23 protein-coding genes and 1 riboswitch are annotated in these 26,000 nt (G+C 69.9%); of the genes, 19 read left to right on the top strand and 4 right to left on the bottom strand.

What is annotated here, in order from left to right; all coding sequences use genetic code 11:
• Positions 1–99: 99 nt before the first annotated feature.
• Entirely contained in the window at positions 100–651 is a 552-nt protein-coding gene (locus J2Z79_RS11260; protein ID WP_209466984.1) for a nuclear transport factor 2 family protein, read from the bottom strand.
• A 179-nt stretch (positions 652–830) separates the two neighbouring features.
• Between J2Z79_RS11260 and J2Z79_RS11255 the strand changes: the two genes are divergently transcribed.
• The 9 genes from J2Z79_RS11255 to J2Z79_RS11215 all read left to right on the top strand — a co-directional run bounded on the left by J2Z79_RS11255 (position 831) and on the right by J2Z79_RS11215 (position 11,260).
• A complete protein-coding gene (locus J2Z79_RS11255) occupies positions 831–1,433 on the top strand; it encodes a histidine phosphatase family protein (protein WP_209466983.1) in 603 nt (200 codons plus the stop codon).
• 60 nt (positions 1,434–1,493) lie between these two features.
• A complete protein-coding gene (murB, locus tag J2Z79_RS11250; protein ID WP_209466989.1) occupies positions 1,494–2,528 on the top strand; it encodes a UDP-N-acetylmuramate dehydrogenase in 1,035 nt (344 codons plus the stop codon).
• Between the two features lie 939 nt (positions 2,529–3,467).
• Positions 3,468–4,775 (top strand): LytTR family transcriptional regulator DNA-binding domain-containing protein, encoded by a 1,308-nt coding sequence (locus tag J2Z79_RS11245; protein ID WP_209466982.1) that lies wholly within the window; start codon positions 3,468–3,470, stop codon positions 4,773–4,775.
• 88 nt (positions 4,776–4,863) lie between these two features.
• Positions 4,864–5,712, top strand: coding sequence for a heme ABC exporter ATP-binding protein CcmA (ccmA, locus tag J2Z79_RS11240; protein ID WP_209466981.1), 849 nt, complete (start codon positions 4,864–4,866; stop codon positions 5,710–5,712).
• Complete coding sequence (locus tag J2Z79_RS11235; RefSeq protein WP_209466980.1) at positions 5,709–6,410, top strand: ABC transporter permease; 702 nt, start codon at positions 5,709–5,711, stop codon at positions 6,408–6,410. The genes ccmA and J2Z79_RS11235 overlap by 4 nt, the downstream gene beginning before the upstream one ends.
• A 16-nt stretch (positions 6,411–6,426) precedes the next feature.
• Positions 6,427–7,590, top strand: coding sequence for an alpha/beta hydrolase family protein (locus J2Z79_RS11230; RefSeq protein WP_209466979.1), 1,164 nt, complete (start codon positions 6,427–6,429; stop codon positions 7,588–7,590).
• A 692-nt stretch (positions 7,591–8,282) separates the two neighbouring features.
• Positions 8,283–8,957 (top strand): YceI family protein, encoded by a 675-nt coding sequence (locus J2Z79_RS11225; protein WP_209466978.1) that lies wholly within the window; start codon positions 8,283–8,285, stop codon positions 8,955–8,957.
• A gap of 185 nt (positions 8,958–9,142) precedes the next feature.
• A complete protein-coding gene (locus tag J2Z79_RS11220; RefSeq protein ID WP_209466977.1) occupies positions 9,143–10,510 on the top strand; it encodes a stalk domain-containing protein in 1,368 nt (455 codons plus the stop codon).
• A gap of 267 nt (positions 10,511–10,777) precedes the next feature.
• On the top strand, positions 10,778–11,260 hold the full coding sequence (locus J2Z79_RS11215; protein WP_209466976.1) for a phosphatidylglycerophosphatase A family protein: 483 nt from the start codon (positions 10,778–10,780) through the stop codon (positions 11,258–11,260).
• A 45-nt stretch (positions 11,261–11,305) separates the two neighbouring features.
• Here J2Z79_RS11215 and J2Z79_RS11210 read toward each other — a convergent pair whose 3' ends face one another.
• Complete coding sequence (locus J2Z79_RS11210; protein WP_209466975.1) at positions 11,306–12,706, bottom strand: sigma-54 interaction domain-containing protein; 1,401 nt, start codon at positions 12,704–12,706, stop codon at positions 11,306–11,308.
• A gap of 322 nt (positions 12,707–13,028) precedes the next feature.
• Here J2Z79_RS11210 and J2Z79_RS11205 point away from each other — a divergent pair, with 322 nt between their 5' ends.
• The 8 genes from J2Z79_RS11205 to J2Z79_RS11170 all read left to right on the top strand — a co-directional run bounded on the left by J2Z79_RS11205 (position 13,029) and on the right by J2Z79_RS11170 (position 22,481).
• Entirely contained in the window at positions 13,029–14,366 is a 1,338-nt protein-coding gene (locus J2Z79_RS11205) for a phenylacetate--CoA ligase family protein (protein WP_209466974.1), read from the top strand.
• Positions 14,367–14,383: 17 nt separating this feature from the next.
• Positions 14,384–15,166 carry an ABC transporter ATP-binding protein gene (locus J2Z79_RS11200; RefSeq protein ID WP_209466973.1) on the top strand — a complete coding sequence of 261 codons (783 nt, stop codon included), beginning with the start codon at positions 14,384–14,386 and terminating at the stop codon, positions 15,164–15,166.
• Positions 15,167–15,177: 11 nt separating this feature from the next.
• Positions 15,178–17,136 (top strand): AMP-binding protein, encoded by a 1,959-nt coding sequence (locus J2Z79_RS11195; protein ID WP_342589472.1) that lies wholly within the window; start codon positions 15,178–15,180, stop codon positions 17,134–17,136.
• Positions 17,133–18,026 carry a branched-chain amino acid ABC transporter permease gene (locus tag J2Z79_RS11190; protein ID WP_209466972.1) on the top strand — a complete coding sequence of 298 codons (894 nt, stop codon included), beginning with the start codon at positions 17,133–17,135 and terminating at the stop codon, positions 18,024–18,026. The genes J2Z79_RS11195 and J2Z79_RS11190 overlap by 4 nt, the downstream gene beginning before the upstream one ends.
• Before the next feature lie 4 nt (positions 18,027–18,030).
• Positions 18,031–19,101, top strand: coding sequence for a branched-chain amino acid ABC transporter permease (locus J2Z79_RS11185; protein WP_342589471.1), 1,071 nt, complete (start codon positions 18,031–18,033; stop codon positions 19,099–19,101).
• Positions 19,102–19,189: 88 nt separating this feature from the next.
• Positions 19,190–20,431, top strand: coding sequence for an ABC transporter substrate-binding protein (locus J2Z79_RS11180; protein ID WP_209466971.1), 1,242 nt, complete (start codon positions 19,190–19,192; stop codon positions 20,429–20,431).
• A gap of 32 nt (positions 20,432–20,463) precedes the next feature.
• On the top strand, positions 20,464–21,255 hold the full coding sequence (locus J2Z79_RS11175) for an ABC transporter ATP-binding protein (protein ID WP_209466970.1): 792 nt from the start codon (positions 20,464–20,466) through the stop codon (positions 21,253–21,255).
• Positions 21,252–22,481, top strand: a complete 1,230-nt coding sequence (locus tag J2Z79_RS11170) for a phenylacetate--CoA ligase family protein (RefSeq protein WP_209466969.1) — start codon at positions 21,252–21,254, stop codon at positions 22,479–22,481. The genes J2Z79_RS11175 and J2Z79_RS11170 overlap by 4 nt, the downstream gene beginning before the upstream one ends.
• 107 nt (positions 22,482–22,588) lie before the next feature.
• Here the strand turns inward: J2Z79_RS11170 and J2Z79_RS11165 are convergent, their stop codons facing one another.
• Positions 22,589–23,350, bottom strand: a complete 762-nt coding sequence (locus tag J2Z79_RS11165; RefSeq protein ID WP_209466968.1) for a sortase — start codon at positions 23,348–23,350, stop codon at positions 22,589–22,591.
• Positions 23,351–23,436: 86 nt separating this feature from the next.
• On the opposite strand from J2Z79_RS11165, the gene J2Z79_RS11160 reads away from it, so the two are divergent.
• Positions 23,437–23,628 carry a hypothetical protein gene (locus J2Z79_RS11160; protein ID WP_209466967.1) on the top strand — a complete coding sequence of 64 codons (192 nt, stop codon included), beginning with the start codon at positions 23,437–23,439 and terminating at the stop codon, positions 23,626–23,628.
• 16 nt (positions 23,629–23,644) lie between these two features.
• A riboswitch (cyclic di-GMP riboswitch) is annotated at positions 23,645–23,730 on the top strand.
• 16 nt (positions 23,731–23,746) lie between these two features.
• Positions 23,747–24,655: a transglutaminase-like domain-containing protein gene (locus tag J2Z79_RS11155; protein ID WP_209466966.1), complete on the top strand. Its 909-nt coding sequence runs from the start codon at positions 23,747–23,749 to the stop codon at positions 24,653–24,655.
• 153 nt (positions 24,656–24,808) lie between these two features.
• Here J2Z79_RS11155 and J2Z79_RS11150 read toward each other — a convergent pair whose 3' ends face one another.
• Positions 24,809–25,993 (bottom strand): hypothetical protein, encoded by a 1,185-nt coding sequence (locus J2Z79_RS11150; RefSeq protein WP_209466965.1) that lies wholly within the window; start codon positions 25,991–25,993, stop codon positions 24,809–24,811.
• Positions 25,994–26,000 lie beyond the last annotated feature (7 nt).

The following is a 26,000-nucleotide window of genomic DNA, read 5'->3' as shown; positions in this document are numbered from 1 at the left end:
CCATTGTAACAGAAGGGCGGCTTCTTTTGTATTTAGACAAAAAGAAAAGGGGGCTGTCCCTAAGTCATCCTCGATGACTTTTGGGACAGCCCCGTCTTGCTAGTTAAAGAAGCTGACGTCCTGGTCCAGCCCGTCAACGGCGAGGACCTTCCAGCCACCCGCCTCCTTGACGAGCGTCACCGAGCCCTCGTAGGTGACCATGGCGAGATCCTTGTCGTTGAGGATCTCCACGAACTTCTCCTCCACCATCAGGTCCAGCTGCTCGTCCGTCAAGTCCTCGCTGAGCCCGGCGCTGAAGGCCAGCGGCAGGACCTCGCTCAGCAACCTGGCGGAGAGCCGCTCCATGTCGGGCAGGGTCAGATCGAGAGCGACGACGGCCTGGTCGCCCTGCACCTGGGCTTCGCCCAGCTCATAGCTGATCTTGCTCATCAGCGCGTTGACGATGCGCTCCTCGCCGGCGGCCGGCTTGGCCAGGTCGCTGCCCGAATCGGCGGAGAGAAGCCCCTCTGCGGCCTCCCAGTTCCCGGACGTGATGGCCTTGAAGAACTGGTCGGCGACGTCCTTCGGGCCGGGGCCGCTGCTGCCGCAGCCGGCCAGCAGCGCGCTGAGAAGCAGGACCAGAACCACCATGAAGCCGAATCGCCTTGGCATTCGATATTCCTCCTGAGTGTGGCCGGATGGCGATACCGCTTCATGATCTTCGAGTGTAAGAAAACACATCCCTGTTGCTTCGGTGCAGTTTGGCTACAAAGTGGATGCCGGGCAGGAATTCATGTCCACGCCCGCATATTCTCCGCATGAGAACATCGCGGAAAGGAGGCCCGACGCCCGTGGAATTGCTTGTGATCCGCCACGGTCAGTCCGAGGCCGACGTGACCAACCGGCACGAGGGGCGCGCCGACTTTCCCCTGACCGAGCTCGGCCGGGAGCAGGCGGCCCGGTTGGCCGATTGGGTGGCGCGGACATGCACACCCGACCTCATATGGTCCAGCCCCCTGCAGCGGGCGGCCGAGACGGCCAGGATCATCGCCGCGCGGACGGGCGCACCGCTGGTCTTCAAGGACGGCCTGGTGGAGATGGACAACGGCGTGCTGGCCGGGCTGCCGCGGGATGAGGCGCGGCAGAAGTACCCGCCGCCCCCGGGTGGGCGGCGGTATCACGAGCGGATACCAGGCGGGGAGTCGGAGCTGGAGTTCCGGGCCCGGGTAGAGTCCGTCTTCGCCGAGCTGGTTCACTCCGTGGAGCCGGAGCGACGGGTGGCGGTCGTGGCCCACGGCGGCACCATTACCATGCTGTTCCGGGCCTTCCTGGGGCTTCCCCTGACGAGCGATGTCTGGCTGGGCACGGCTGATACCGGCGTACACCTGTGGCGGATTCTGCCCGAGCGGCGCGTGGTGCTGCTGGCCAATTCCACCGCGCACCTGCAGGGCTGACCGGCATGGTTGGCCGGGGCAAGGGCAGCATAGGCTACGCACGGGAAGGGGGTAACGGTCATCGCAGCACTGGAGATTCAGCAAGGCGTCTCCCTGCGCGGCTACTCGACGATGCGCCTCGGCGGCCCCGCCGCCTACCTGGCCCACGTGCACAACCCTGAGGAGCTCGCAGAGGGTCTCGCCTGGGCGGCGGTCCGCAGCCTGCCGGTGATCATGATCGGCGGCGGCAGCAACATCATCTGGAGGGACGAGGGGTTCTCCGGCCTGGTGCTGGTCAACCGGATCAAGGGCTACTCGCTGGAGGAACGGGGCAGCGAGGTCTACCTGACTGTCGGGGCGGGCGAGGACTGGGACTCGGTGGTGGAGCGGTCGGTGGCGGCCGGCGCCTGCGGCATCGAGCGGCTCAGCCTCATCCCCGGCACGGCGGGGGCGACGCCCGTGCAGAACGTGGGCGCCTACGGCCGGGAGATCGCCGACGTCCTCGTATCGGTGGACGCCTACGACCGGCTGGTCGGCCAGTTCGTGCGCATCCCCGCCGGGGACTGCGCCTTCGGCTACCGCCGCTCCCGCTTCAACGGGGCGGACCGGGGGCGGTTCTTCATCACGGGCCTAACCCTCCGCCTGGTGCGGGAGCAGCCCCGGCCGCCGTTCTACCCGGCGCTGGACCGTTACCTCGCGGAGCGCGGCATCGCCCGCCCGACCGTGCAGCAGGTGCGGGACGCGGTGATCGCCATCCGCAGGGCCAAGCTGCCCGATCCGGAGCGCGTGGCCAACTGCGGCTCCTTCTTCCGCAATCCGGTCATCCCCGCCGGGCAGGCCGCATACCTGCTGGCAAGGTACCCGGACATGCCCCACTGGGCCATGCCGGACGGCAGGGTGAAGCTGGCGGCGGGATGGCTCATCGATCGGGCGGGCCTGCGCGGCGTGTCCGACCCGGAGACCGGCATGGGCACCTGGCCCGCCCAGGCCCTGGTGCTGGTCAACGAGCGGGCCCGGAGCACCGCCGACCTGCTGCGCTTCCGGCAGAAGGTCCAGGACGCCGTGCGGGAGCGCTTCGGCGTGGACCTGGAGCAGGAGCCGGAGTTGTTGCCGTGAACGGACCCCGGCCGGGCTCGGCCGGGGTCTTCATTTGCCGGGGGAGTTTGCCGCCCGCGCTCAGGAACAGGGTGGACGATGTCCATCGTGCGGGTACTCGGGGGTGACCGGGGCGCGGGTGTGTCAAGGACTCGGGGGTGCCCCGGGGGGCGGGAGTGTCAAGGACGCGGGGGTGTCCTGGGGGCGGGAGTGTCAAGAAAACACATAGCGAGGGGTGGCCCTCGTCTTTTCCTTGACACTCGCCGGGCTGAGACCAGGTGAAGTTGGCCGCCCGCACTCAGGAACAGGGTGGACGATGTCCATCGTGCGGATACTCGGGGGTGACCGGGGCGCGGGTGTGTCAAGGACCCGGGGGAGACCGGGGGCGGGAGTGTCAAGGAAGCGGGGGTGTCCCGGGGGCGGGAGTGTCAAGAAAAAACACAGCGAGGGGCGGCCTCCGTCTTTTTCTTGACACTCGCCGGCCTGAGACCGGGTGAAGTTAACCGCCCACGCTCAGGAACAGGGTGGACGATGCCCATCATGCGGGTGCTCGGGGGTGACCGGGGGGCGGGTGTGTCAAGGACGCGGGGGTATCCCGGGGCGGGAGTGTCAAGCAAGAACACAGCGAGGGGCGGCCCTCGTCTTTTTCTTGACACTCGCCGGCCTGAGACCGGGTGAAGTTAACCGCCCGCGCTCGGGAACAGGGTGGACGATGCCCATCGTGCGGGTGCACGGGGGTGACCGGGGGGCGGGTGTGTCAAGGACGCGGGGGTATCCCGGGGCGGGAGTGTCAAGAAAAAACACAGCGAGGGGCGGCCCCCGTCTTCTTCTTGACACTCGCCGGGTCAACCCAGGGAGGGGCTTCCGTCACACTCGCCAGCTTATGGTGGAAGAGGGGGGCGGCGGCAGGAATCCGATACCCCCGACATGGAACCGTTCAACCTGAGTGGGGGTATTTCGATGATTTGCATCAGTGGTATGACCATCGCAGGAAGACTTGCCGACGTCAACCTGGTGGTGCACCCCGGCGAGCTGGTCGCCGTGGTGGGCAGCCGCGGGAGCGGGAAGACGACCCTGATGCGGGCCTTGGCCGGGCAGGTGCCGCTGGACGGCGGGAGCGCAACGGTGTGCGGCAGCCGTCCCGGTGACCCGTCCCATGCGGCGAGGGTTGGGGCGGCAGGTGAGGCCTGGGGCCTGATGGAGCGGCTGACCGTGTGGGAGAACCTGAGCCTGTTTGCCCGGCTCTGGGGCGTACCGGAGCAGCGGATCAGGGACCTGCTGCAGCGGCTGGACCTGGAAGGCAGGCGGGAGGCACGGGCGGACCGGCTCACCCCGGGTGAGGCGGCCCGCCTGCGCCTCGCCCGCGCCCTGCTGCACGACCCGCCCGCGCTCCTGCTGGACGAGCCAGCGGGCGACGTCGACAGCGAGAGCGCCAGCCTGATCGCGTTCACGATCGCCGAGGAGGCAGAGGCCGGGAAGGCGGTGCTGGTGACGACCTTCGGCGACCCGCGCGTCCTGCGCGCCGCCTCGCGGGTCTGCTACCTCGAGGCCGGCCGCCTGATGGAGGCGTCCGCTGCCGTGGAGCCGCCCCGGGCCGCGGAGTCTGCCCGAGCCCTGGAGTCTGTCCGGGCCGTGGAGCCGGCCCGGGCCGCGGAGTCTGCCCGAGCCCTGGAGTCTGCCCGGGCCTTGCAGCCGGCCCGGGCCGCCGAACCTGCCCGGGCCTTGGAATCGGTCCGGGCCGCCGAACCTGCCCGGGCCTTGGAATCGGTCCGGGCCGCCGAACCTGCCCGGGCCTTGGAATCGGCCCGGGCCGCCGAACCCGCCCGGGCCTTGGAATCGGTCCGGGCCGCCGAAACCGCCCGCGCAGTCGAACTTGCCCCGGCCGCGGCGGCCGGCGGAGGGGCCGTCGTCCAGCACGAGCCGGGGCCCCCGCGGCGGCTCACCCCCCACGTCGCCGCCCGCAAGGGCGACCGGATTCTCCTCTTCCGCCCGGACGAGATCCGCTACGCGTACGCCCGGGAGAAGTCCGTCTACATCGAGACGCCCGAGGGCACGTGCGGGGTGAGCTTCACCCTGACCGAACTGGAGGAGCGGCTGGCGGAGAGCGGCTTCTTCCGGAGCCACAAGGCGTACCTGGTTAACCTTGCGTACGTGAAGGAGATCGCCTCCTGGACCCGCGACTCCTACTCGCTGATCCTGAAGAACGGCGAGGAGGTGCCGCTCAGCAAGCACCGGGCGCAGGAGCTGAGGGTGCGGCTGAACTGGTAGCCAGTTGTCGCCCGTTATCCGCCAGTTGTCCGGCGAATGCGGAAACGCCTGCCCCGACCGTGCGATGATCGGGTCGGAGGTGATGGGCGTGATTCGCCTGACCCAGGTGACGAAGCGGTACGGAAACGTCACCGCACTGGACGGGGTCGACCTGCACGTGGCCCCCGGCGAGACGTTCGGCCTGCTGGGGCCGAACGGGGCCGGCAAGACCACGACGCTCCGCCTGCTGGCCGGCATGGCCCCACCCAGCAGCGGGCGGGTGCGGGTGATGGGGGTCGACCCGTGGGAGGACCCCGATCAGGTGCGGTCTCAGATGGGTGTCTTGTCCGAGGGGACGGGACTGTACGAGAGGCTGAGCGTCCTGGACAACCTGAAGCTCTTTGCCGGGCTCTACGGTGTGGGGCCGGAGCACATCAGGCGGGCCGTGGCGGCAGCCGGGCTGGAAGGGCTGACCGGGCGGCCGGTGGGGAGCCTGTCCAAGGGCGAGAAGCAGCGGGTCGCCCTGGCCCGGGCCCTGCTGCACGATCCCCGGCTGCTCGTCCTGGACGAGCCGACCGCGGGGCTCGACCCCGCAGCCACCCACGCCTTTCACGACCTGCTCCGGGGCCTGAAGGCCCGGGGCCGGACCGTGGTGATCGCCAGCCACGACATGGCGGAGGTGGATGCGCTGTGCGACCGGGTGGCCATCCTCGACCGGGGGCGGCTGGTCGCCTGCGACACGCCCGCCGCCCTGAAGGCCCGCTACGGGCGGCGGAGGGTGCGGGTGACATTTGCCAGCGGGTCCGCCGCCGAGACGGCGGAGTGGCCGCTGGACGATGCGGCGTGGGTTGAGGTGGTGGCCAGGCGGCAGGCCGAGGGGTCCCTGCTGGCCGTGCACACCCACGAGGCCTCGCTGGCCGAGGTCTTTCTGCACACGACGGGGAGGGAGTTGGCGTGAGACTGGTCGCACTGGCCCGAGCGCAGATGCAGGACATCGTCCGCAACCCGATGGTGCTGTTCTTCCTTGCCTGCATGCCCGTGATGGGCGCGGTGATGAAGGCGACGATGCCCACGAGCGCCCACTCCTTCCTGGCGACGACCCTCTTCGTGATGACCGCCTACTTCGCCGGCTGGACCATCCCCTCGTTCACGCTGGCGGAGGAGAAGGAGAAGCGGCAGCTGGAGGCGCTCTTCCTGACCCCGGTCCGCCCCTGGCAGGTCGTGCTGGTGAAGGGCGGGATCGGCCTCGTGGGCAGCGTGGGCCTCGGTCTGCTCATGTTCCCGATCCTGGGCGAGTCCCCCCAGCATCCCCTGCTCTGGCTGGCGAGCTACACGGTGCTGACCCTGTTCGCCGTCGGCATCGGCACCCTGGTGGGGCTGCTGGTGAAGGACATGCGCTCTCTGGGCGTGGGGGGAACGCCGGTGGTCCTCGTGTTCATTTTCGCATCCACCCTGCCGTGGGCGCTGATGCAGCCGGGCGTCTGGGCGGTGATGGCCTGGCTGCCCACCCGGCCGGCGGTGGAGCTGATTGCCGCCGGAATCACCGGCGAGTCGGTGCCGGTCGCCCGGAACCTCCTCGTCATGCTGGCCTACGTGGTTCTGCTCTGGCTGCTCAACGCCAGGCTGATCCGCCGGCTCTCCTTCGCGGGGCGGTAGGGAGGAGGGGCAGATCATGCGCAAAGTGATGATCGGGCTCCTTGTCCTGTTCCTGATGGCCGCGGGCTGTGCGCCCGCGGGCCGGTCGGCGGCCGGAGCCGGGACGGGCTCCGTGACCGGCGGCGGTGCCGGGGCCGCGGAGGGTGGGCTGCGCCGCCGGGCGCTCACCATCGCCCTGGACGAGACCTGGTCCTCCGCCGCCGAGCTCACCTACCCGGCGGAGGGTGCGGGCCCGTGGCCGGCGGTGATCCTCTTCCACGGCTCGGGCCCGGTGGACATGGACGCGGCCCAGGTGGATGCGACCGGGAAGGTGTCGTCGGCCAACTTCAGGCTGCTGGCCGAGCGGCTGAGCGCCGAGGGCTTTGCCGTGCTCCGCTTCCACAAGCGGGGGGTGAAGAAGTTCGGCGACTACGACCTGGAGCAGTCGGCCCAGGCCACCACCAACCAGCTGATCGCGGACGCCGCCCGGGTGATCGCCGCAGCCCGGGAGCAGCCGGAGGTGGACGGCGGGCGCATCTACCTCTACGGCTGGAGTCAGGGCGCCCAGGTGGCGGCCCACGCCGCCCTGGCGGACGAGGCGGTGGCGGGCGTGATCCTGCAGGGACCGCCCACCAGCGGCTGGTCCGAGACCCTGCGCTACCAGCACCTGGAACTGGGGCTCCGGCTGCTGCGCGAGCTTGACGCCGACGGCGACGGCAAGCTCGCGGTGAAGGAGTGGCTGACGGTGCCGGCAGGCCCGGCGGCCCTGATGGGCAGCTTCTACGTGTGGGCGCCGGACTCGACCCCCTGGTCGCCGAAGATGCGGGCGGACACTGACCGGGACGGCGACGGGCTGATCGACCTGGAGGCCGAGCTGCGGCCGGCGATCGATGCGCTGGTAGCCAACCCCGCCGTCAACCCCATGATGCACCCGGCCAACGAGCCGGCCCGCTCCATCGCCGAGATCGCGCCGGACCTGCGCCGACCGGTGCTGATCCTGCACGGCGAGCAGGACGGGTTCGTGCCGGTGACCGACGGTGAGGCCATCGCCGCCGCGGCGCCCGAGCACGTCACCCTGCGCCGCTTCCCCGGCCTGGGCCACGCCCTGAGCCCGACCGAGGACCCCGCCCGGGACGGGTTCGGCCCGATGGACGAGGCCGCGATCGGCGCCCTGCTGGAGTGGCTGCGGGCGCAGGACTGACCGCAGGCGGGACCGGACAAGCAAAACCTGATGGGCTGCCCCAGCAGACTGAATGGGGTGCCCCAGCAGAGTGAAGGACTGTCCCAGCAGAGTGAAGGACTGTCCCAGCAGAGTGGAAGGACTGTCCCAGCAGACTGAATGGGGTGCCCCAGCAGAGTGAAGGACTGTCCCAGCAGAGTGAAGGACTGTCCCAGCAGAGTGGAAGGGCTGCCCCATCAGACTGAACGGGGTGCCCCAGCAGAGTGAAGGACTGTCCCAGCAGAGTGAAGGACTGTCCCAGCAGAGTGGAAGGACTGTCCCAGCAGACTGAACGGGGTGCCTCAGCAGAGTGGAAGGACTGTCCCAGCAGACTGAAACGACTGCCTCAGCAACCTGAAAGGGCTGTCCCGGCAGCGCCGCGCGCGCTCGGGGCAGCCCGTTCCTGCTCTGTGTGGGCCGGTCTGCCTGCGGAGCCAGGTGGCCGACGGCGGGGCGGCGATGCCGGCGCAGCCGTGACGGCCGCTGCTCCGGGGGCCCGGCCGCCCCGGATCGGCGAACGCGCTGCCGCCCGTTCACCTGGCGGAATGGTCATGGGTACATCTGCAAGGGCTCACACAGACAATCCTTATGCTGCATTCAGGTTTCTTTCAGCCTTTTTGTCCAGAATAGATGTATCAACGGATTCTGGAGGGGTTCTTCTGAGACGACGTACCTTGATCGCCTGCCTCGCCCTGGCCGCCCTGCTCGTGACCGGCTGTGCCCGGGGGCCGGCCGGCGGCGGGGCCGACAAGGCCGCGGCGGCACCGCCCGCCGCCAGCCCGGGCAACAGCAGCCCGGCGGCCAACACGCCGGAAAGCGCCGCCGGTACCGCGTACCAGGTGGTTCCTGACCAGTCCGAGGCCGCTTACGCCGTCGGCGAGACATTCCTCGGGCAGCGGCGGGACGTGATCGCCGTGGGCAAGACCACCGCCTTCTTCGGCTCCATCGTGCTGGACGGCGGGGTCATCCAGCCGTCCACCGTCGAAGTGGACCTGACCACCCTGAAGAGCGACCAGTCCCGGCGCGACAGCCAGGTGCAGCGGGTGCTCGACACCCGGAACCACCCCCGCGCCATCTACCGGATCAGCGGGGCTGAGGGGAACCCCGTGCTGGCGGAGGGGCAGGAGGTACCCATCAAGCTGCAGGGGACGATGACCATCAAGGGCACGGACAAGCCCCTCGCCTTCGACGGCACGGCCAAGCTCGAGGGCGATACGCTGACGCTCACCGCGACCGCCACCTTCGACATGACCGAGTTCGGCGTGAACCCGCCCAACATCGCCAACTTCGTGGCGGTGGAGGACGAGGTCAAGCTCACGGTCACCTTCGTCGGCCAGAAGCAGGGCTGACGGACGCGATGGCAAGCGGCTCCGCCCCCCGTGCGGGGGTGGAGCCGCTTCGCTGTCTCCGCCGCCGGCGAGCCGGCGATGCAGGAGGCCCGCGCCTCTCCCTCGCCGCGCGTCAAGAATGGACAAGTCGTTGAAACGGCGCTCCGGGGTACTCCGTCTGTCACAGTGAAAAGGAGGTAAGAGATGTGAAGAATTGGAAGAAGACTGCTACTCTCAGCGCTCTGCTCCTGGCTGCATCTGCAGCAACCGCCATCGCCAGTGGTTTCGATCAGCCGGTGTCGTCTCCCACGCCGATCTCGGCGCCTGCGGACGCCGCGCCGATTCTGGATCCCGACGTGGCCGGCGCCTACCTGCGGCTCGTCGGCCCCGTGGAGTGGGTCGACCTGGAGGGCGGCTTCTGGGCCGTGGGCGGTACCCGGCTCATCGGCGACCCGGAGGAGTTCAAGAAGTACGCCGGCCAGGAGGTCGTCGTGGAGGGGACCGAGTTCACCGGCATCTCCTTCCAGATGGTCCCGGCCATCAACGTGATCAGCATCCGGCCCGCCGGCGAGGTGGAGGCCATGGGTCCGGTGCAGTGGGACGTCACCGCTGACGCACCGCTGCCCAGGGAGATCCGGGTGAACGGCGCCTCCGTCTCGGCGGAACTGGGCGCCCCCGTGGTGGTCGACGGTGTCCTGTTCGTCCCCCTGCGGGCCATCGTTGAGGCCGCCGGCGGAGAGCTGACGTGGGACGGCGAGCTCCACCAGGTGAACGTGCGCCTGCCCGACCGGACGGCCTCGTTCCACATCGGCCAGCAGGAGGCCGAGATGTACGTGGACGGCGTGATGTACGTGACGGTCAACCGCATCGCCATGGCGCAGCCCGTGCAGATCGTGAATGACCGGACCATGATCTCGGCCGACGCCATCAGCACCGTGCTGGGACTGCAGCAGGTGGAGGCCGAGGAGGGCGTGCTGAGCCTGGTGCCGGCATCCCGGCTCGTCCTTCCGGCCCCCGAGCTCGTCGGGCAGGAGGGCCGCTGGGTAGGCCGGATCAGCCGGGTGGAGGGCAGTCGCATCCTCCTCGAGGGCCCCATCATGGAGAACGGCCAGCCTGACATGATCTGGCTGACCGTCACCGAGGAGACGGAGATCACCGTCGACGGCGGTGCGGGCAGCATGGCTGACCTGCAGGTCGGCGCCGAGGTCGTGGCCGTGATCGACGGCCCGGTCGCGGAGTCGTTCCCCGCCCAGGCCAAGGCGGGCAGCATCCTCGTGCTGCCGGCGCCCCGGGCCGACATCATGACCGTCACCGTCAAGGAGATCGCCGACGGGCGGATCCTGGTGGAGGGCGAGCCCATGGCCAGCGGCGAGCCGTTCATGGCCTGGCTCGCGGTGGACGAGAACACCAGGATCACGGTGGGCTCGGCCGAGGGCACCCTGGCCGACCTCACGGCCGGCACCCGCATTGAGGTGGAGCTGACCGGCCCCATGCTGATGTCCTACCCGGCCCAGGGCGGCGCTGCCTCCATCCGGGTGCTGACGGCCGAGGAGGCCCAGCCTCCCCGGGACTAGGGCAGGTCCTCCGGCACGATCCGCGGCCGACCGCAAGGCCGGTACCGAGGTGGGCGCCGGCACGGTGCGGAGCCTGAAGCAGCCAGTTCCCCAATCGACACCGAGCAGCCCCCTCCGTCCCTGCCGAAGGGGGCTGTCCCGTCTCCGTCGCCGACAGCGGTGCGAGCCGGGCAGGAAATGCCGGTTCCCTGATCGCGAACCGTAACCCCTCTGTCAGACGTCTCATAATTAATAGGCCACGGTACGGACCAGAACAGGAGGACCCAGATGTACAAGACCGTTGTGAAGATGCTGGCAGATCGGGGGGTTACGCTCAGGGAGATCGCCGAGGTCGTGCTGGAGATTCAGAAGGGGTACTACGAACAGCTCACCCTGCAGGAGTGCCTCGAGGGCGTCGAGGCGGTGGTGAAGAAGCGGGAGGTACAGAACGCCGTCCTCACCGGCGTCGCGCTCGACATGCTCGCCGAGGAGGGCAAGCTGCCCGAGCCGCTGCAGTCGATCGTGGCCGGCGACGACTTCCTCTTCGGCGTCGACGAGATCGTGGCGCTCTCCATCACCAATGTGTACGGCTCGATCGGGCTGACGAACTTCGGCTACCTCGACAAGACTAAGCCGCTGGTCATCGGGCGGCTCAACTCCCACAAGAACGGCGGGTGCCACACCTTCCTGGACGACCTGGTCTCCGCCATCGCTGCCGCGGCGGCCAGCCGCATCGCCCACGCCAGGCGGCCCGCCAACCACGACGAGTAACGACCGCACAGGGGCGCCCACCTCGCCGGTGGGCGCCCCACTGCGTCATCCTGAGCCGGCTCCCTGCACACGGGGGCCGGCTCCGTCCGTCACCCCGCCCCGGCGCGCCTTCCACTCCCGGATCTTGCGGGCCGCCGTCGTCTGGTGGATCCCCAGGACCCGGCTGACCTTCACCGAGCTGCCGTACCGCTTGTAGGCCTCGCCGACCAGCTCCAGCTCCAGGGCGGCCACCGCCTCCTTCAGGGGCACGATCTCCCGCACCTGCACCGGCGGCCCGCCGGGCGCCGGCAGCGGCAGGTGATCGGGCCGGATCTCCCGCTCCTCCAGCGTCACCACGAGCCGCTCCATCAGGTTCTCCAGCTCCCGCACGTTGCCGGGCCAGTGGTGGGCCATCAGCCGGGCCATGGCCTCGGGGGAGATGGTCCGCTCCACCCGGTACCGGGCGCAGAACCGGTCGAGGAAGGCCCGGGCCAGGACGGGGATGTCCTCGGGCCGCTCCCGGAGCGGCGGGATCGTCACCGGCACCACGTTCAGCCGGTAGTAGAGGTCGGCCCGGAACCGGCCCTCCGCCACCAGCGCCTCCAGGTCCCGATGGGTGGCGGCCACGATGCGGATGTCCACGGGCGTCGGGGTCACCGCGCCCACCCGCGTGATCCGCCGCTCCTGGATGACGTGCAGCAGCTTCACCTGCAGCCCGAGCGGCACGTCGCCGATCTCGTCGATGAAGAGCGTGCCCCCGTTGGCCTGCTCGATGAGGCCCGGCTTCCCCTCCCGCCGGGCGCCGGTGAAGGAGCCCGGCAGGTAGCCGAAGAGCTCGGACTCCAGCAGGCTCTCCGGCAGGGCGGCGCAGTCGATGCGCACGAAGGGGGCGGCGGCCCGCCGGCTCTGCCGGTGGATCTCGGCCGCCAGCACCCCCTTGCCCACCCCCGACTCGCCCAGGAGCAGGACGGTGGAGTCGACCTGCGCCACCCGGCGGATCAGCTCGAGCACCCGCTGCATCGCCAGCGAGGAGCTGACCACCTCCGGCCGCCCGGCCTGGGCCGAGCGCAGGCCCGCCAGCTCGTGGTGGAACCGCTCCCGCTCCTGGGTCATGCGCTCCACCTGCCGCTCCAGCCGGTCCAGCTCCGTGATGTCCCGGGCGGTGGCCACCACCCACCCGAGGGGCAGGGGAGCGGCCGTCAGGGCCAGCCGCCGCCCGGACCGCTCCAGGACCAGCGCCTGCCGCTGCCCCGACTCCAGGCAGCGGCGCAGGACGGGCGGCAGCCACATGCCCCGCGCCTCCAGCTCGGCGGGCCGGCGGGAGAGGAGCTCCTCCCGCGCCGCGCCCAGCAGCTGCGCCATGGCGCCGTTCAGCAGCCGGATCTCGCCCGCCGGATCCACCGCGAGCACGCCCTCCGACAGGCCGTCGAGCAGGGCCTGGACGGTCTCGCCGGGCACCTGCGCCACGACGCATCCCTCCGTTATCGAGATGAAGCATAATTCTCTGGAATTCTCACTATTCCTGCTTAGCCCGCCTAAGCACAGTCGCTTAACGCCCGCGGGGCCCGCCTGAGGCGGCCCGCGGGCTTCGCGTACCCCGCGCCTCCCGCAGAGGGGCTAAGCGCAGGCGCTTACCCGTCGGTGGCAGTCACCGGGGGCCGTACCACGCACCGGCGTGTTCGCTTCGGCACAAAGCGCACCGCGCAGGCGTTCTTTCGCCCCCGCCGGCCACGCCGCCAGGCGCTGGCACGCTTCTTGCGTCAAGCGGGGGCAGGAAGGAGGGGCAGCGATGCAGATCGCGGTCGACCGGCCCCACTGGCGGCCGACCATCGAGCGGATCCCCCGGGCGGAGCTGGCGCAGATGCAGGCCGGACGGCTCCGGGCCCAGGTGGCGCGGGCGCTGGCGTCGCCCTTCTACCGGCGGCTCTGGCAGGGCGCGGGCCCCCTGGACCCCGCCGACTTCCGCACACCGGCCGACGTGGCCCGCCTGCCGTTTCTCCACAAGTCGGACCTGGTGAATGCGCAGCTCCGGGAGCCGCCCCTGGGCGACCTGCCCATGAGCCCGGCGGAGGAGCGGCGGGAAGTCTACCCGGTCCACGTGGTGGGCGGCTCGCTCTACACGGTGTACGGCGAGCCGGACCTGGCCCGCACGGCCGAGATCGGCGCCCGGATCATGTGGGGCGTGGGGCTCCGGCCGGGGGAGCTCATCCACAACGCTTTCGGCTACGGCCTCTTCGCCGGCGGCATCTCGTGGCACCGGGCCTCCCGAGCCATGGGTGCGGCGCTGATCCCCATCGGCACCGACTCGGTGAAGCGCCAGGTGGAGATGCTCTTCAACTTCAAGCCATCGCTCCTGATCGGCGCGCCGTCCCACTGCCTCTACCTGGCGGAGCGCATCCAGGAGCGGGGGCTCTCGCCCCGGGATATCGGGCTGCGCTTCGGCCTCTTCGGCGGCGAGCCCGGCGCGGGGGAACCGGCCACCCGGCGGCGGCTGGAGCACCTCTACGGCTGCCCGGCGTTCGACTTCTACGGCATCACGGAGGTGGGTCCGCTGCTGGCGGGCGAGTGCCGGCTGCAGCAGGGGCTGCACTGGGCAGAGGACCACGTGCTGGTGGAGGTGATCAACCCGGCGACGCTTCAGCCCTGCGCGGAGGGGGAGACCGGCGTGCTGGTCCTGACGGATCTCACCCGCGAGGACATGCCGCTGATCCGCTACTGGACGGGGGACATGGCGTCCCTGGTGACGGAGCCCTGCGGCTGCGGCCGGACCCTGGCCCGGTCGCCCGGCGGGGTGCGGGGCCGCATCGACGAGCTGGTCATGATCCGGGGCGTCAAGTTCTACCCGGTGCAGGTGGAGCGGGTGCTGGGCGGCTACGGCAGCCTGGCCGAGGAGTACCGCATCGTGCTGGAGCGGGATCCGGTGACCTGGCTCGACCGGTGCACCGTGCTGGTGGAGGCGGCGCCGGGCGAGCCGCCCTCCCCGGCGCTGGAGGAGCGCATCGGCCGGCGGCTCTCCGACGAGCTGGCGGTGGACGTGCTGGTCCGCATCCTGCCGTTCGGCACACTGGAGCGGTCTCCCCGCCGGGTGCGCATCATCGACCGCCGGCTGGAGGCCGGAAACCCGTAGCGAAGGAGGTGGCGAGGGTGAGCGACGTGCATCTGGCCATCGAGAACGTGGCCATCGGTTTCGGCGGGGTCAGGGCCCTGGACGGGGTCTCGCTGCAGGTCCCCCGGGGTTCGATCACCAGCATCATCGGGCCCAACGGGGCGGGGAAGACGAGCCTGATCAACTGCATCTCCGGGCGCTACATCCCCCAGCAGGGGACGATCACGTTTGAGGGGCGCGACATCACCCGCCTGGCGCCCAACCGCAGGGCGGAGCTGCGCATCGCCCGGACGTTCCAGAACATCGCCCTGTTCAAGCACATGTCGGTGCTCGACAACCTGATGACGGGCCGCCACGCCCTGATGCGCTCGGGCCTCCTGGCCTGCGGCCTCTACTGGGGCCCGGCGCGCCGGGAGGAGATCGACCACCGGCGGGCGGTGGAGGAGATCATCGACTTCCTGGAGATCGCCCACGTGCGCCGCAAGCCGGTGGGGATGCTCTCCTACGGCATGCAGAAGCGGGTGGAGCTGGGCAGGGCCCTGGCGCTGGAGCCCCGGCTGCTGCTCCTGGACGAGCCGATGGCGGGCATGAACGCCGAGGAGAAGGAGGACATGGTCCGCTTCATCCTCGACATCAACCAGGAGCGCGGCGTCACCTGCGTGCTGATCGAGCACGACATGGGCGTCGTGATGGACATCTCGGACCGGGTGGCGGTGCTGGACTTCGGCCGCAAGATTGGCGAGGGGACGCCGGCGGAGGTGCGGCAGAACCCGGACGTCATCCGGGCCTACCTGGGCGACAAGGACCTGGCGGTCGGATAGGGGGGGAAGAGGTGAGCGCAGAGCGGCTGGATACCTTGCCGAAGCGGCTGCAGGCCATGGCCAGGAAGTACGGCCACAGCCGCATCGCCCTCAGGGAGAAGGAGTATGGCATCTGGCAGCAATACACCTGGCAGGACTACCTCGACCGGGTGCGCGACTTCTGCCTGGGCCTCGTCTCCCTGGGCTTTCAGCGGGGCGAGAAGGTCGCCATCGTGGGCGACAACCGGCCCGAGTGGGTGATCGCCGAGCTGGCCGCCCAGTCCGCGGGCGGGCAGTCGGTGGGCATCTACCAGGACTCGCTGGCCAAGGAGATGGCCTACGTCATCGACCACGCCGACGCCACCTTCCTGGTGGTGGAGGACCAGGAGCAGGTGGACAAGATCCTCGAGGTGCGCGACCAGATCCCCAAGGTGCGCCGCCTCATCTACTACGACCCGAAGGGGCTGCGCACGTACACCGACCCGTGGCTGCTCTACTTCCCCGACGTGCTGGAGATGGGCCGGGAGTACGGCCGGAAGCACCCGGGGCTGTTCGAGGAGATGGTGGCCGCCGGCTCGGGGGAGGACACCGCCATCCTCTGCTACACGTCCGGCACCACCGGCCACCCCAAGGGGGCGATGCTGAGCCATCGGAACCTCCTGGCGATGGGCGACACGATCCAGACGGTGGACCCGCTGACGCCCGAAGACGACTTCCTCTCGTTCCTGCCCCTGGCCTGGATCGGCGAGCAGATGACCGCCCTGGCGATGCACCTCTCCATCGGGTTCACGGTGAACTTCCCCGAGGAGCCCGACACGGTGCAGGAGAACCTGCGGGAGATCGGGCCGCACGTGATGTTCTCGCCCCCGCGCATCTGGGAGGACATGGTGACCCGGGTGCAGGTGAAGATCCAGGACGCCGGCTGGCTGAAGCGGAAGCTCTGGGAGTTCTTCCAGCCCGTGGGCCTCCGGGTGGCCGACCTCCGCTTCGCCAGGAAGCCCGTGCCCCTCAAAGATCGCCTGCTTTACGCCCTGGGCGAGTTCCTGATGTTCAGCGCCATCAAGGACCACCTGGGCCTCTCCCGGCTGCGGCGGGCCTACACGGGCGGCGCCGCCCTGGGGCCGGACGTCTTCCGGTTCTACCACGCCCTGGGCGTCAACCTCAAGCAGATCTACGGCCAGACGGAGATCGTGGGCATCGCGGTGCTCCACCGGGACGACGCGATCCGCTTCCACACGGTGGGCACGCCGCTGCCCGGCGGCGAGATGGCGATCTCGCCTGAGGGGGAGATCCTCCTCAGGAGCCCGGCCGTCTTCCAGGGCTACTACAAGATGCCCGAGGAGAGCGCGCGGGCCCTGGCCGGCGGCTGGCTGCACACCGGCGACGCCGGCTACATCGAGGAGGAGTCGGGCCAGCTGGTGGTGATCGACCGGCTGAAGGACGTGATGCGCCTCAGCACCGGCGAGATCTTCTCGCCCAACTTCATCGAGAACAAGCTGAAGTTCTCGCCCTACATCAAGGAAGCGGTGACGGTGGGCGACGGCCGCTCCTACGTGGTGGCGATGATCAACATCGACCTGCAGTCGGTGGGCCACTGGGCCGAGAGCCGCGCCATCCCCTACACCACGTATCAGGACCTGTCGCAGAAGGGGCCCGTGCTGGACCTGATCGCCGGCGAGATCGCCCGCGTCAACGCCGACCTGCCCGAGGCGGCTCGCATCCGGTCGTTCGTCATCCTGCACAAGGAGCTGGACGCGGACGACGAGGAGCTCACCCGCACCCGCAAGCTGCGCCGGGCCTTCGTCTACGCCAAGTACGACCCGGTGATCCAGGGGCTGTACAGCCGGGCGAAGGAGATCCCGGTGCAGAGCAAGGTGCGCTACCGCGACGGCCGGGAGGCCGTGATCGAGACGGTGCTGCAGGTGCGCGAGATCCTGCCCGTCCCGGAGGAGTCCGGGCAGCGGGCAGCAGGGGGAGGGGGAGCGGTATGAACGACGGCCTCGGGTTCTTCCTGAACCTGCTGGTCAACGGCATCGTGGTCGGCGCCCTCTACGCCCTGGTGGCGCTGGGCTTCGTGCTGATCTACAAGGCCAGCGGGGTGATCAACCTGGCGCAGGGCGAGCTGGTGCTGCTGGGGGCCTACATCGGCCTCACGTTCACGACCAGCATGCAGGTGCCTTTCGTCCTGGCGCTGCTGCTCACCATCGTGGTGAGCGCCCTGGTGGGCGTGGTCATCGAGCGCACGGTGCTCCGCCCCTTCATCGGCGAGCCGCCTATCTCCATCATCATGGTGACCCTCGGGCTCTCCTTCCTCATCAAGGCCCTCATCCACCTGATCTGGGGCACCGACATGCGCTCGTTCCACGGGCTCTTCCGCAGCGAGCCCGTCATCCTCGGGCCGGTGGCCATCTCCGAGGTCTTCCTCTGGGGTCTGGTGGCGGCGCTGATCCTGCTGGTGCTGCTCACCGCTTTCTTCAAGTACTCGCTGCTGGGCATCGCCATGCGGGCCACCTCGGACGACGAGCAGGCGGCGCTCTCGATGGGCATCTCCGTGAAGCGGATCCTGGCGGCCACCTGGGCGGTGGCGGCGATGGTGGCGGCAGTGGGCGGCATCTTCCTCGGCAACATCGCCGGCGTCAACCCGCTGCTCACCTCCTACGGCCTGAAGGTGCTGCCGGTGGCGATCCTCGGCGGGCTCGACTCGATCCCGGGCGCCATCCTCGGCGGCTTCATCATCGGCATCCTCGAGGCGCTGACGGGCGGCTACCTGGACCAGTACATGACCGGCATCAAGGAAGTGGTGCCCTTCGCGTTCATGATCCTCATCCTGCTGATCCGGCCCTACGGCCTGTTCGGCAAGGAAATCATCGAAAGGGTGTAGGCCTGTGCTGCGACTTCTGCGCTACCCCTTCGCCCTGGAGTGCGGGGTCTACCTCACCACCTACGAGCAGGACCACGCTCTGCACCCCACGCCGCTCTCCGCCGCGCGGGGCTGGGTGCTGGTCGCCCTGCTCTACCTGATCCCCGCCCTGCTCTCGGACTACCACCTGTCGATCCTCAACATGGTGGCGATCTACACCATCGCCGCGCTGGGGCTCAACCTGCTCACCGGCGTGACGGGGCAGATCTCGGTGGGCCACGGCGCCTTCACCGGGATGGGCGCCTTCACCGTGGGCTACCTGATGAAGCACGGCCTCTCCTTCTGGCTGGCCCTGCCGCTGGCCGGGCTGGCCGCGGCGGCCGTCGGCGCCTTCTTTGGCCTGCCCTCGGCCCGCCTGAAGGGGCTCTACCTGGCCATCGCCTCGCTGGCGGCGCAGGTGATCCTCTCGTTCTTCTTCACCCGGGCGGAGTGGTTCACGGGCGGCATCTACTCGATGTCGGTGAAGCGGCCCACGTTTTTCGGCCAGGTGATCGACGGCGAGCGCGGGTACTTCTACCTCGGCCTGACGGTGGCGCTGCTGCTGGGCGTCTTCGCCCAGAACCTGCTGCGCACCCGGATGGGCCGGGCGTTCATGGCGGTGCGCGACCGCGACCTGGCCGCCGAGGTGATGGGGGTGGACCTCTTCCGGACCAAGGTGACCGCCTTCGCCCTCTCGGCCTTCTACGCGGGCATCGCCGGCGCCATCTGGGCGCCCTACGTGATGATCATCTCGCCGGAGCAGTTCGAGATGCACCTCTCCATCGAACTGCTGGCGATGATCATCATCGGCGGCATGGGGTCGGTGATGGGGTCCGTCTACGGCGCGGCGTTCATGACCGTGCTGCCCATCGTGGTGCGCGAGCTGTCGATGGCCCTGGGGCCGATCTTCCCGTCCATCGGGACGAAGGTCCTGCTGTTCCGGGATGCGGCGTTCGGCGCCGCGATCGTGCTCTTCCTGGTCTTCGAGCCCGAGGGTCTCGCGAAGCTGTGGCGGAACATCAAGGATTACTTCCGCCTCTGGCCCTTTGGCTATTAGCGGTTTGGCACCCCGGACGCCACTGGGGGGTGGCGCGGGGGGCCGTGTGCAAGAACTCCGTGAACATCGCTGAGGAGGTAGGGGAAGGATGCGCAAGCGGAAGGGGTTCCTGGCACTCGTGGGGGCGTTCCTGATCCTGTCCCTGCTGGCGGGCTGCGGCGGCAGCCGAGGCAGCGGGACCGGTGACGGCGGCGGCAGCGCGGCCGGCGGCGGCTCCGGCGCGTCGGCTGCGAAGGAGCCGATCAAGGTGGGCGGCATCTTCGACATCACCGGCGCGACGGGCGATGTGGGGGCGCCCCACGCCGAGGGCGCCCGGGCCTGGTTCGACTACCTCAACAACGAGCTGGGCGGCATCGACGGCCGCAAGGTGGAGCTGATCTGGGGCGACTACGCCTACCAGGTGCCCAAGGCCGTCGAGCTCTACAAGAAGTACGTCAAGGAGGACAAGGTGGTGGCCGTCCTCGGCTGGGGCACGGGCGACACCGAGGCGATGAAGGAGATGATCGCCCAGGACAAGGTCCCGTACCTCTCGGGCTCCTACGCCGAGACGCTGGTGGACCCGTCGGTCACCCCGTACAACTTCATCGTCTCCTCCACCTACTCGCAGCAGGCCCGGGTGCTGCTGGACTGGATCAAGGAGCAGAAGGCCGACGCCAAGGTGGGCATGATCTTCCACGACTCCCCCTTCGGCCGGGCCCCGCTGGAGGACGCCAAGGCCTATGCGGCCCAGATCGGCCTGACCTGGGTGGGTGACGCCGCCCTGCCCGGTGCCGCGGCGGACGCCGTGACCCAGGTGCTGGACCTGAACAACAAGGGCGTCGAGTTCATCATGATCCAGAACGTGGTGAAGGGCACCGCCCAGGTGCTGAAGGCCGTGCAGCAGCAGGGGCTGAGCGGCAAGATCCGGGTGGTGGGCATGACCTACTCCGTGGACGAGACGCTCCTCGCCGCTGCGGGCGACGCGGCCGAGGGCTTCGTGGGCACGCCGGCCTTCGTCTTCCCGTACGACGAGGGCCCGGGCATCGACGAGGCGGTGGCCTACGCCGAGAAGATCGGCAAGAAGCGCGAGGAGCTCACCCAGAAGTGGCTGCAGGGCTGGGTCTTCGGCCGCATCCTCACCGAGGGCCTGCGCCGGGCCGGCGACAACGTGACGGGCGAGTCGCTGAAGGCGGCGTTTGAGACCTTCCAGGACGTGGACCTGGGCGGCATCGGCGCCCCGCTCACCTTCACGCCCACCGACCACGGCGGCACGGACAAGGCCCGCATCTACCAGGTGAAGAACGGCCGCTTCGAGGCCATCACCGACTTCGTGGAGCCGAAGGGGAAGTAGCCCGGAGAACGGATCAGATGTGAGGTGGTCCGGTGCTCATCCTGAACAACGTGGAAGTGATGTACGAGCGCGTGATCCTGGTCCTGAAGGGCATGTCGCTGAAGGTGCCGGAGGGGCAGGTCGTCGCGCTGCTGGGGGCCAACGGCGCCGGCAAGACGACCACCCTGAAGGCGATCTCCGGGCTGCTGAAGTCGGAGAACGGCGAGGTGACCGACGGCACGATCGAGTTCATGGGGGAGAAGATCAACAACAAGGAGGCCGCCGAGATCGTGCGGAAGGGCATCTTCCAGGTGATGGAGGGCCGCCACGTCTTCGGCCACCTCACCGTGGAGGAGAACCTGCTGGCGGGCAGCTACACCCGCACCGACCGGTCCAACGTGCGGCGCGACCTGGAGATGGTCTACCACTACTTCCCCAAGCTGGTGAGCCGGCGCCGGTCCAAGGCGGGCTACCTCTCGGGCGGCGAGCAGCAGATGGTCGCCATCGGGCGGGCCCTGATGGCCAGGCCGAAGCTGGTGCTGCTCGACGAGCCGTCGCTGGGACTCGCCCCCCGCCTGGTGCGGGAGATCTTCGACATCATCAAGCGGCTCAACGAGGAGATGAAGACCACCTTCCTGGTGGTGGAGCAGAACGCCATGGTGGCGCTCTCCATCGCCCACTTCGGCTACATCATGGAGAACGGACGCATCGTCCTGGAAGGGCCCGTGGAGACGCTGATGAACAATGAAGACGTGAAGGAGTTTTACCTCGGCCTGAGCGACGTGGGGCGGAAGAGCTATCGGGAGGCCAAGGCCTACAAGCGCAGGAAACGGTGGTTGGCATGAGCAGAGTGGAAGCAGGGGGCGGGCCCGGCGGCCTGAGCCGCTGGGTTCCGCCCGGCGCGGAACCCCGGCTGCGGGCGGTGGTCGCCCGGGCCCGGGAGCAGAGTCCCTTCTGGCGGGAGCGGCTGGCGGCCGCGGGGGTCGATCCTGGCCTCGCGGACGGGGTGGAGTCGCTGGCGGTCCTGCCGGTGCTGCGGAAGGAGTCGCTGGGCCGGGTACAGGCGGCAGCCCCGCCCTTCGGCGGGCTGCTGGCCGAACCGGTGGAGCGGCTGGCCCGCATCTTCGTCAGCCCTGGCGACATCTACGACCCGCAGGGCGCGGCGGCCGACTTCTGGCGCTTCAGCCGGGCGCTTGAGGCCGCCGGGTTCCGGGCGGGCGACCGGGTGATCAACTGCTTCAGCTACCACCTGACGCCGGCCGGCTTCATGTTCGACTCGGCCGCCCGCGCCCTGGGCTGCGTGGTGGTCCCCGCGGGCGTCGGCCAGCAGGAGCTTCAGGTGCGGGTGACGGCCGCGGTGGGGGCCACCGGCTACGTCGGGCTCCCCTCCTACCTGCTCGCCCTGCTGCGGCGGGCGGCGGACATGGGCCTTTCCCTGCCGCTCCGCCGGGCGGTGGTGACGGGCGAACCCCTGCCGCCGGCCCTGCGGGAGGAGATCGCCTCCTACGGCGTGGCGGTGTACCAGGCCTACGGCACCGCCGACGTGGGGCTGATCGGCCACGAGTGCGGGCAGGGTCCGGGCCTGCACCTGAACGCCGGGGTGATCGTGGAGATCTGCGACCCCGACGGCCGGGCGGTGCCCATGGGCGAGGCGGGGGAGGTGGTGGTCACGCTGCTGGACGAGACCTACCCCCTGCTGCGCTTCGGCACGGGCGACCTGAGCGCCCTGTCCGGGGAGCCCTGCCCCTGCGGCGGGCCGTCGCTCCGGCTCCGGGGCTGGCTGGGCCGGGTCGGCGATGTGGCCAAGGTCCGGGGGATCTTCCTCTACCCGCGGCAGCTGGAGGAGGCCATGGCCACCCTGGCCGGCGTGGAGCGGTGGCGGGCGGTCGTGGAGCGCGACGCGCACCACCGGGACATTCTCCGCATCGAGGTGGCTGGGCCGGCCGACCCGCTGGCGGTGCGCCAGGCGGTGCAGGCGGCGGTCCGGCTGAACCCCGAGGTGGCGTCGGTGCCGGCCGATGCCATTCCGGCGGACGGCCCCCGGTTCGAGGACCGGCGGAGGTGGGATTGAACAGAGGCGCCCCCGGGGCTTGCCCGGGGGCGTTTTGCATGCGTGGGGCCAGTGTGCAGGCGCCTCGGCGTCCGAGAGGCTGGCCCGCGGGAGCGGGGACCGGTGGGCTAGCCAGTCGGTCCCGCGCCGAGTGCGCGGCCGGCGGGCAGGCCCCGGCCCGTCTGCGGGGTTGGCCCGTTGGACTGGAGGCGGGCCTGGACGATCAGCCGCATCTCGTCGCTACCCGGCGGGTCGCAGGTGGTGAGCGTCAGCGCCGGGTAGTCGGTGGCGGCGATGACGGAGAGGTCGTAAGGGTCGGTGAGGAAGACCCGCTCGACCACGAAGGTGAGGCTGCGGTCGGTGTAGTGGACGTGCACGAGGTCGCCGGGCTCCAGCTCGTTCAGCCGGTAGAAGAAGGCGGGGCGGCCGCGGATCGTGCGGTGGCCGGCCAGCGCTGCGTTCCCCACCTCGCCCGGCAGGACGGTCTGCGGGTAGTGGCCCGGGCCCCGGTCAAGCACGTCGTTGTCGACCCCCTCGCCCACCGGGTACGAGACCTTCAGGCGCGGGATGCTGATCTGGTACAGCGCCGCAGCGCCCCCTTCGCCGGAGCCGCCCCCGTCCGGGACACTTGAGCCCTCGCCGCTGCCGGGGCCACCGGTACCGGCGTCGAGGCCGGGGCCGTCGGAACCGCCGGTGCGACCGAGGTCGCCGGGGCTCTGCAGCATCACCGGAGACGGCGTCGGCACCTGCGCCATCTGGCGGCGGTCCGCGAGTTCCTCACGGGCCCACCGGATGGCCGGCACGGCGACCAGCACGGCCCCGGCGAGCAGGAGAAGGGCGCCGAGCCGCGCAGCGAGGCGCCCGCGGGCGGGTGGGAGCTGGTCCTTCATGGTCGATCCCTTCCTTGCGAAGGCAGGAGGCACGGTTCGCGAGGTCGAACGCCCATACGAACGCAAGCAGCGTGAGGAGGGCGCAGATGGCCCCCATCCGGATTGCGATGGTTTTCCTTGCGGCCGTGGTGCTGGTTTCGCTCGCGTGGAAGTGGGTCGCGCTCTGGCGGAAGCTGAACGCCGCCGAGGCCTCGGCGCGGGCCGGGGCCCGACGGGGCGCGCAGCAGCCAGAAGGAATCAATCATCGTAATATTGACGATACAACGCCTAACGACTAACATGGGTAACAGCAACACTCGATAAAGGCAAACCCGCCGAAAGGCGGCGACGCAAAGCCACGGGTCTAAGGGCCTACCGCCTATGACAGCCGGGCTGCCGAAAGTGGTGTATACAGCAATGCATGCCCTACGACCGGTGCGCGTGCTCGCGGCCGCCGTGCTGCTGCTCAGCGCATCCACCGTCGGCCTCGCAGGGTCCGCCCCGCGGACCGTGGAGGTGCGCACCCGGATCACGATCGAGAACCCGACCGCCGAACCGGTGACGAACCTGGTCCTCACGCTCCCCGCCGCCGCGGCCGACGCCGGCGGCCAGCGCCTGCGGGGGGCGCCGCAGCGCTCCGTCCCCACGGGCGTGCGGATGCGGTCGGCCCGCGGGGCCACCACCTTCGAGGTGCCCCAGGTGGCGCCGGGAGGGGCGCTCGTCATCGAGGAGGTCCTCGTCGTCGAGTTGAGTGCGGCGCAGGGATCCGGTGTTGCCACCCGGGCCGCCGTCGGTCCGGTGCACGAGAGGTACCTCGCCGCCGAACCCGGCGTTGAGTCAGATCACCCCGGCATCTCTGCGCTTGCCCGCGGCGCCGTCGCCGGCGCAGCAGGGGTCGACCAGCAGGTGGAGGCGCTTCTGCATGCCGTCGTCACGCACCTCGATTACGGCCGGACCGGCGCCGCCGAAGGCGCCCTGGCCGGGTTCGAGAAGGGCGTTGGCTCCTGCGGCACGTACGCAAGCCTCTTCGTCGCCATGGCCCGTGCGGTGGGGATCCCGGCCCGGCTGGTCTACGGATGGGCCGACAGCGGCGGGCTTGCGGGGCCGCTGGGCCCGGAGAACCGCCACGCGTGGGCGGAGTACTACCATCCCGACCGCGGCTGGGTTCCGGTTGATCCCACCTTTGCGGAGCGCCAGCGGGACCTGCTCTTCTTCGACCCGGCGGCGCACATCGCGCAGGGGTACGAGGACGTCTCCCACCAGGCCAGCTTTGGCGGACGTGGGCTGGTGACCATCCGCGTGGAGCGGGAGGTTGCGGCACGCTAGTATCCATGACAAGGGCGGGCTCAGCCGCCCTTGTTGCGCGTACACCGGGATGCGGCCGGGCGGGCCCGTCCGCCCCCGGCTGCGCTGCCTGACTGTCGTAAGCGGGATCGGCCTGCCCGGTCCCGCCTTGCGCTGTCCTGTCGCCTGCAGCGCCTACTCCGTTTCACCCGTCATCCAGCGCTGGATGTCGGCCAGCGCCACGGGCTTGATCCGCAGGTCGAGGTCCTTGCCCACCACCACCCGCGCCCGTTCGGGCACGGCGAAGAGGATGAAGGTCTGGTCGCCCACCGTGACCTGCCGGAAGGACTCCAGATGCGCGGGCGTGAGGGTGATCTCGATGTCGCCGGCCTGCATCTTCATCCGCGTGGGCTTCTCGGCCTCGCCGCCGCCGAAGAGCGAGTGGTAGGCCGGGCGGTACGAGAGGTCGCCGAAGGCGGACTCCCAGCGGGCCTGGAAGCCCAGGCGGTCGACGCCGTGGCCCACCGCCCTCTCCAGGCTGCGCACCACCGACTCCGCGCTGAGGCCGTCGTTTGCCTGGTCCAGCAGGTCCTCGCCCATGCGGCGGAACAGGTCGTGCGGCACCTCGCCCGTCGCGTTCTGCTCGGTGATCATCCGCAGCAACGCCTGGCCTTCCCGGCGGGGGCTGAGGCGGCGGGTGGCCTCCAGCGCCTTGAACCAGGCGGCGGCGCCGCTGCCGGCGTAGACCATCATGTCCGCGATCTCCCGCCCGTTGTCGTCGAGGCAGGGGAAGAGGGCCGCGCGGCTTACCGCGGACCGCTTGATCACGTTGTTCAGCACCTGGGTGACGAACCGGCCGGTGCGCTCGTCGAAGAGCGATTCCTCCCGGTCGTCCAGGTCGAGGAGGGTGGCGAAGCTGAAGGTGACGGGGGCCGCACCCAGCTCGGGGATGGCCTGGAAACGGAGGACCGCCACCATGTGGTTCTTGACCGCGCCCGCCGCCATCACCTTGTAGGCCAGCACGTTGCCCAGTTCCAGCAGCGTCTCGGGCCGTACCTGGTCCATGTCCCGGATCGCTTCCAGCACCTCGACGCTGGGGCGGTTCTTCAGCCGGTCGAACTCCGCCGGGGCCACCTTGTCGACGGCCAGGACCTCCCCGGTGTACATGCACGGGAAGTTCACCTCGCCCAGCGCGCCTTCGAACGCCTGGAAGAGATGCTGCATCAGGATTCCCTTCAGGCTCTGGTCGACCTCGTCCCACGCGTAGGTATCGGCGTGGGCCAGAACCTTGCGGTCCTCCTCGCGCTTGATATGTCCGAGATAGGCGTGGGTGACGGCGATGGTGCCCTCCCGCGCGAGCAACTGCAGTTTTTGAAGCAACGATACG

The organism is Symbiobacterium terraclitae, from assembly GCF_017874315.1.
GTDB lineage: Bacteria > Bacillota > Sulfobacillia > Symbiobacteriales > Symbiobacteriaceae > Symbiobacterium > Symbiobacterium terraclitae.
Note: the sequence above shows the minus strand (reverse complement) of the source record. Positions and strands in the feature narration are given on the sequence as shown.

What these genes read in the sequence shown, in the direction of transcription:
- J2Z79_RS11160 (WP_209466967.1), top strand. Translation starts at nt 23,437, where the DNA reads ATGGCCCCCATCCGGATTGCGATGGTTTTCCTTGCGGCCGTGGTGCTG.
- J2Z79_RS11155 (WP_209466966.1), top strand. Translation starts at nt 23,747, where the DNA reads ATGCATGCCCTACGACCGGTGCGCGTGCTCGCGGCCGCCGTGCTGCTG.
- J2Z79_RS11165 (WP_209466968.1), bottom strand. Translation starts at nt 23,350, where the DNA reads ATGAAGGACCAGCTCCCACCCGCCCGCGGGCGCCTCGCTGCGCGGCTC.
- J2Z79_RS11230 (WP_209466979.1), top strand. Translation starts at nt 6,427, where the DNA reads ATGCGCAAAGTGATGATCGGGCTCCTTGTCCTGTTCCTGATGGCCGCG.
- J2Z79_RS11215 (WP_209466976.1), top strand. Translation starts at nt 10,778, where the DNA reads ATGTACAAGACCGTTGTGAAGATGCTGGCAGATCGGGGGGTTACGCTC.
- J2Z79_RS11245 (WP_209466982.1), top strand. Translation starts at nt 3,468, where the DNA reads ATGATTTGCATCAGTGGTATGACCATCGCAGGAAGACTTGCCGACGTC.
- J2Z79_RS11170 (WP_209466969.1), top strand. Translation starts at nt 21,252, where the DNA reads ATGAGCAGAGTGGAAGCAGGGGGCGGGCCCGGCGGCCTGAGCCGCTGG.
- J2Z79_RS11260 (WP_209466984.1), bottom strand. Translation starts at nt 651, where the DNA reads ATGCCAAGGCGATTCGGCTTCATGGTGGTTCTGGTCCTGCTTCTCAGC.
- J2Z79_RS11190 (WP_209466972.1), top strand. Translation starts at nt 17,133, where the DNA reads ATGAACGACGGCCTCGGGTTCTTCCTGAACCTGCTGGTCAACGGCATC.
- J2Z79_RS11180 (WP_209466971.1), top strand. Translation starts at nt 19,190, where the DNA reads ATGCGCAAGCGGAAGGGGTTCCTGGCACTCGTGGGGGCGTTCCTGATC.
- J2Z79_RS11205 (WP_209466974.1), top strand. Translation starts at nt 13,029, where the DNA reads ATGCAGATCGCGGTCGACCGGCCCCACTGGCGGCCGACCATCGAGCGG.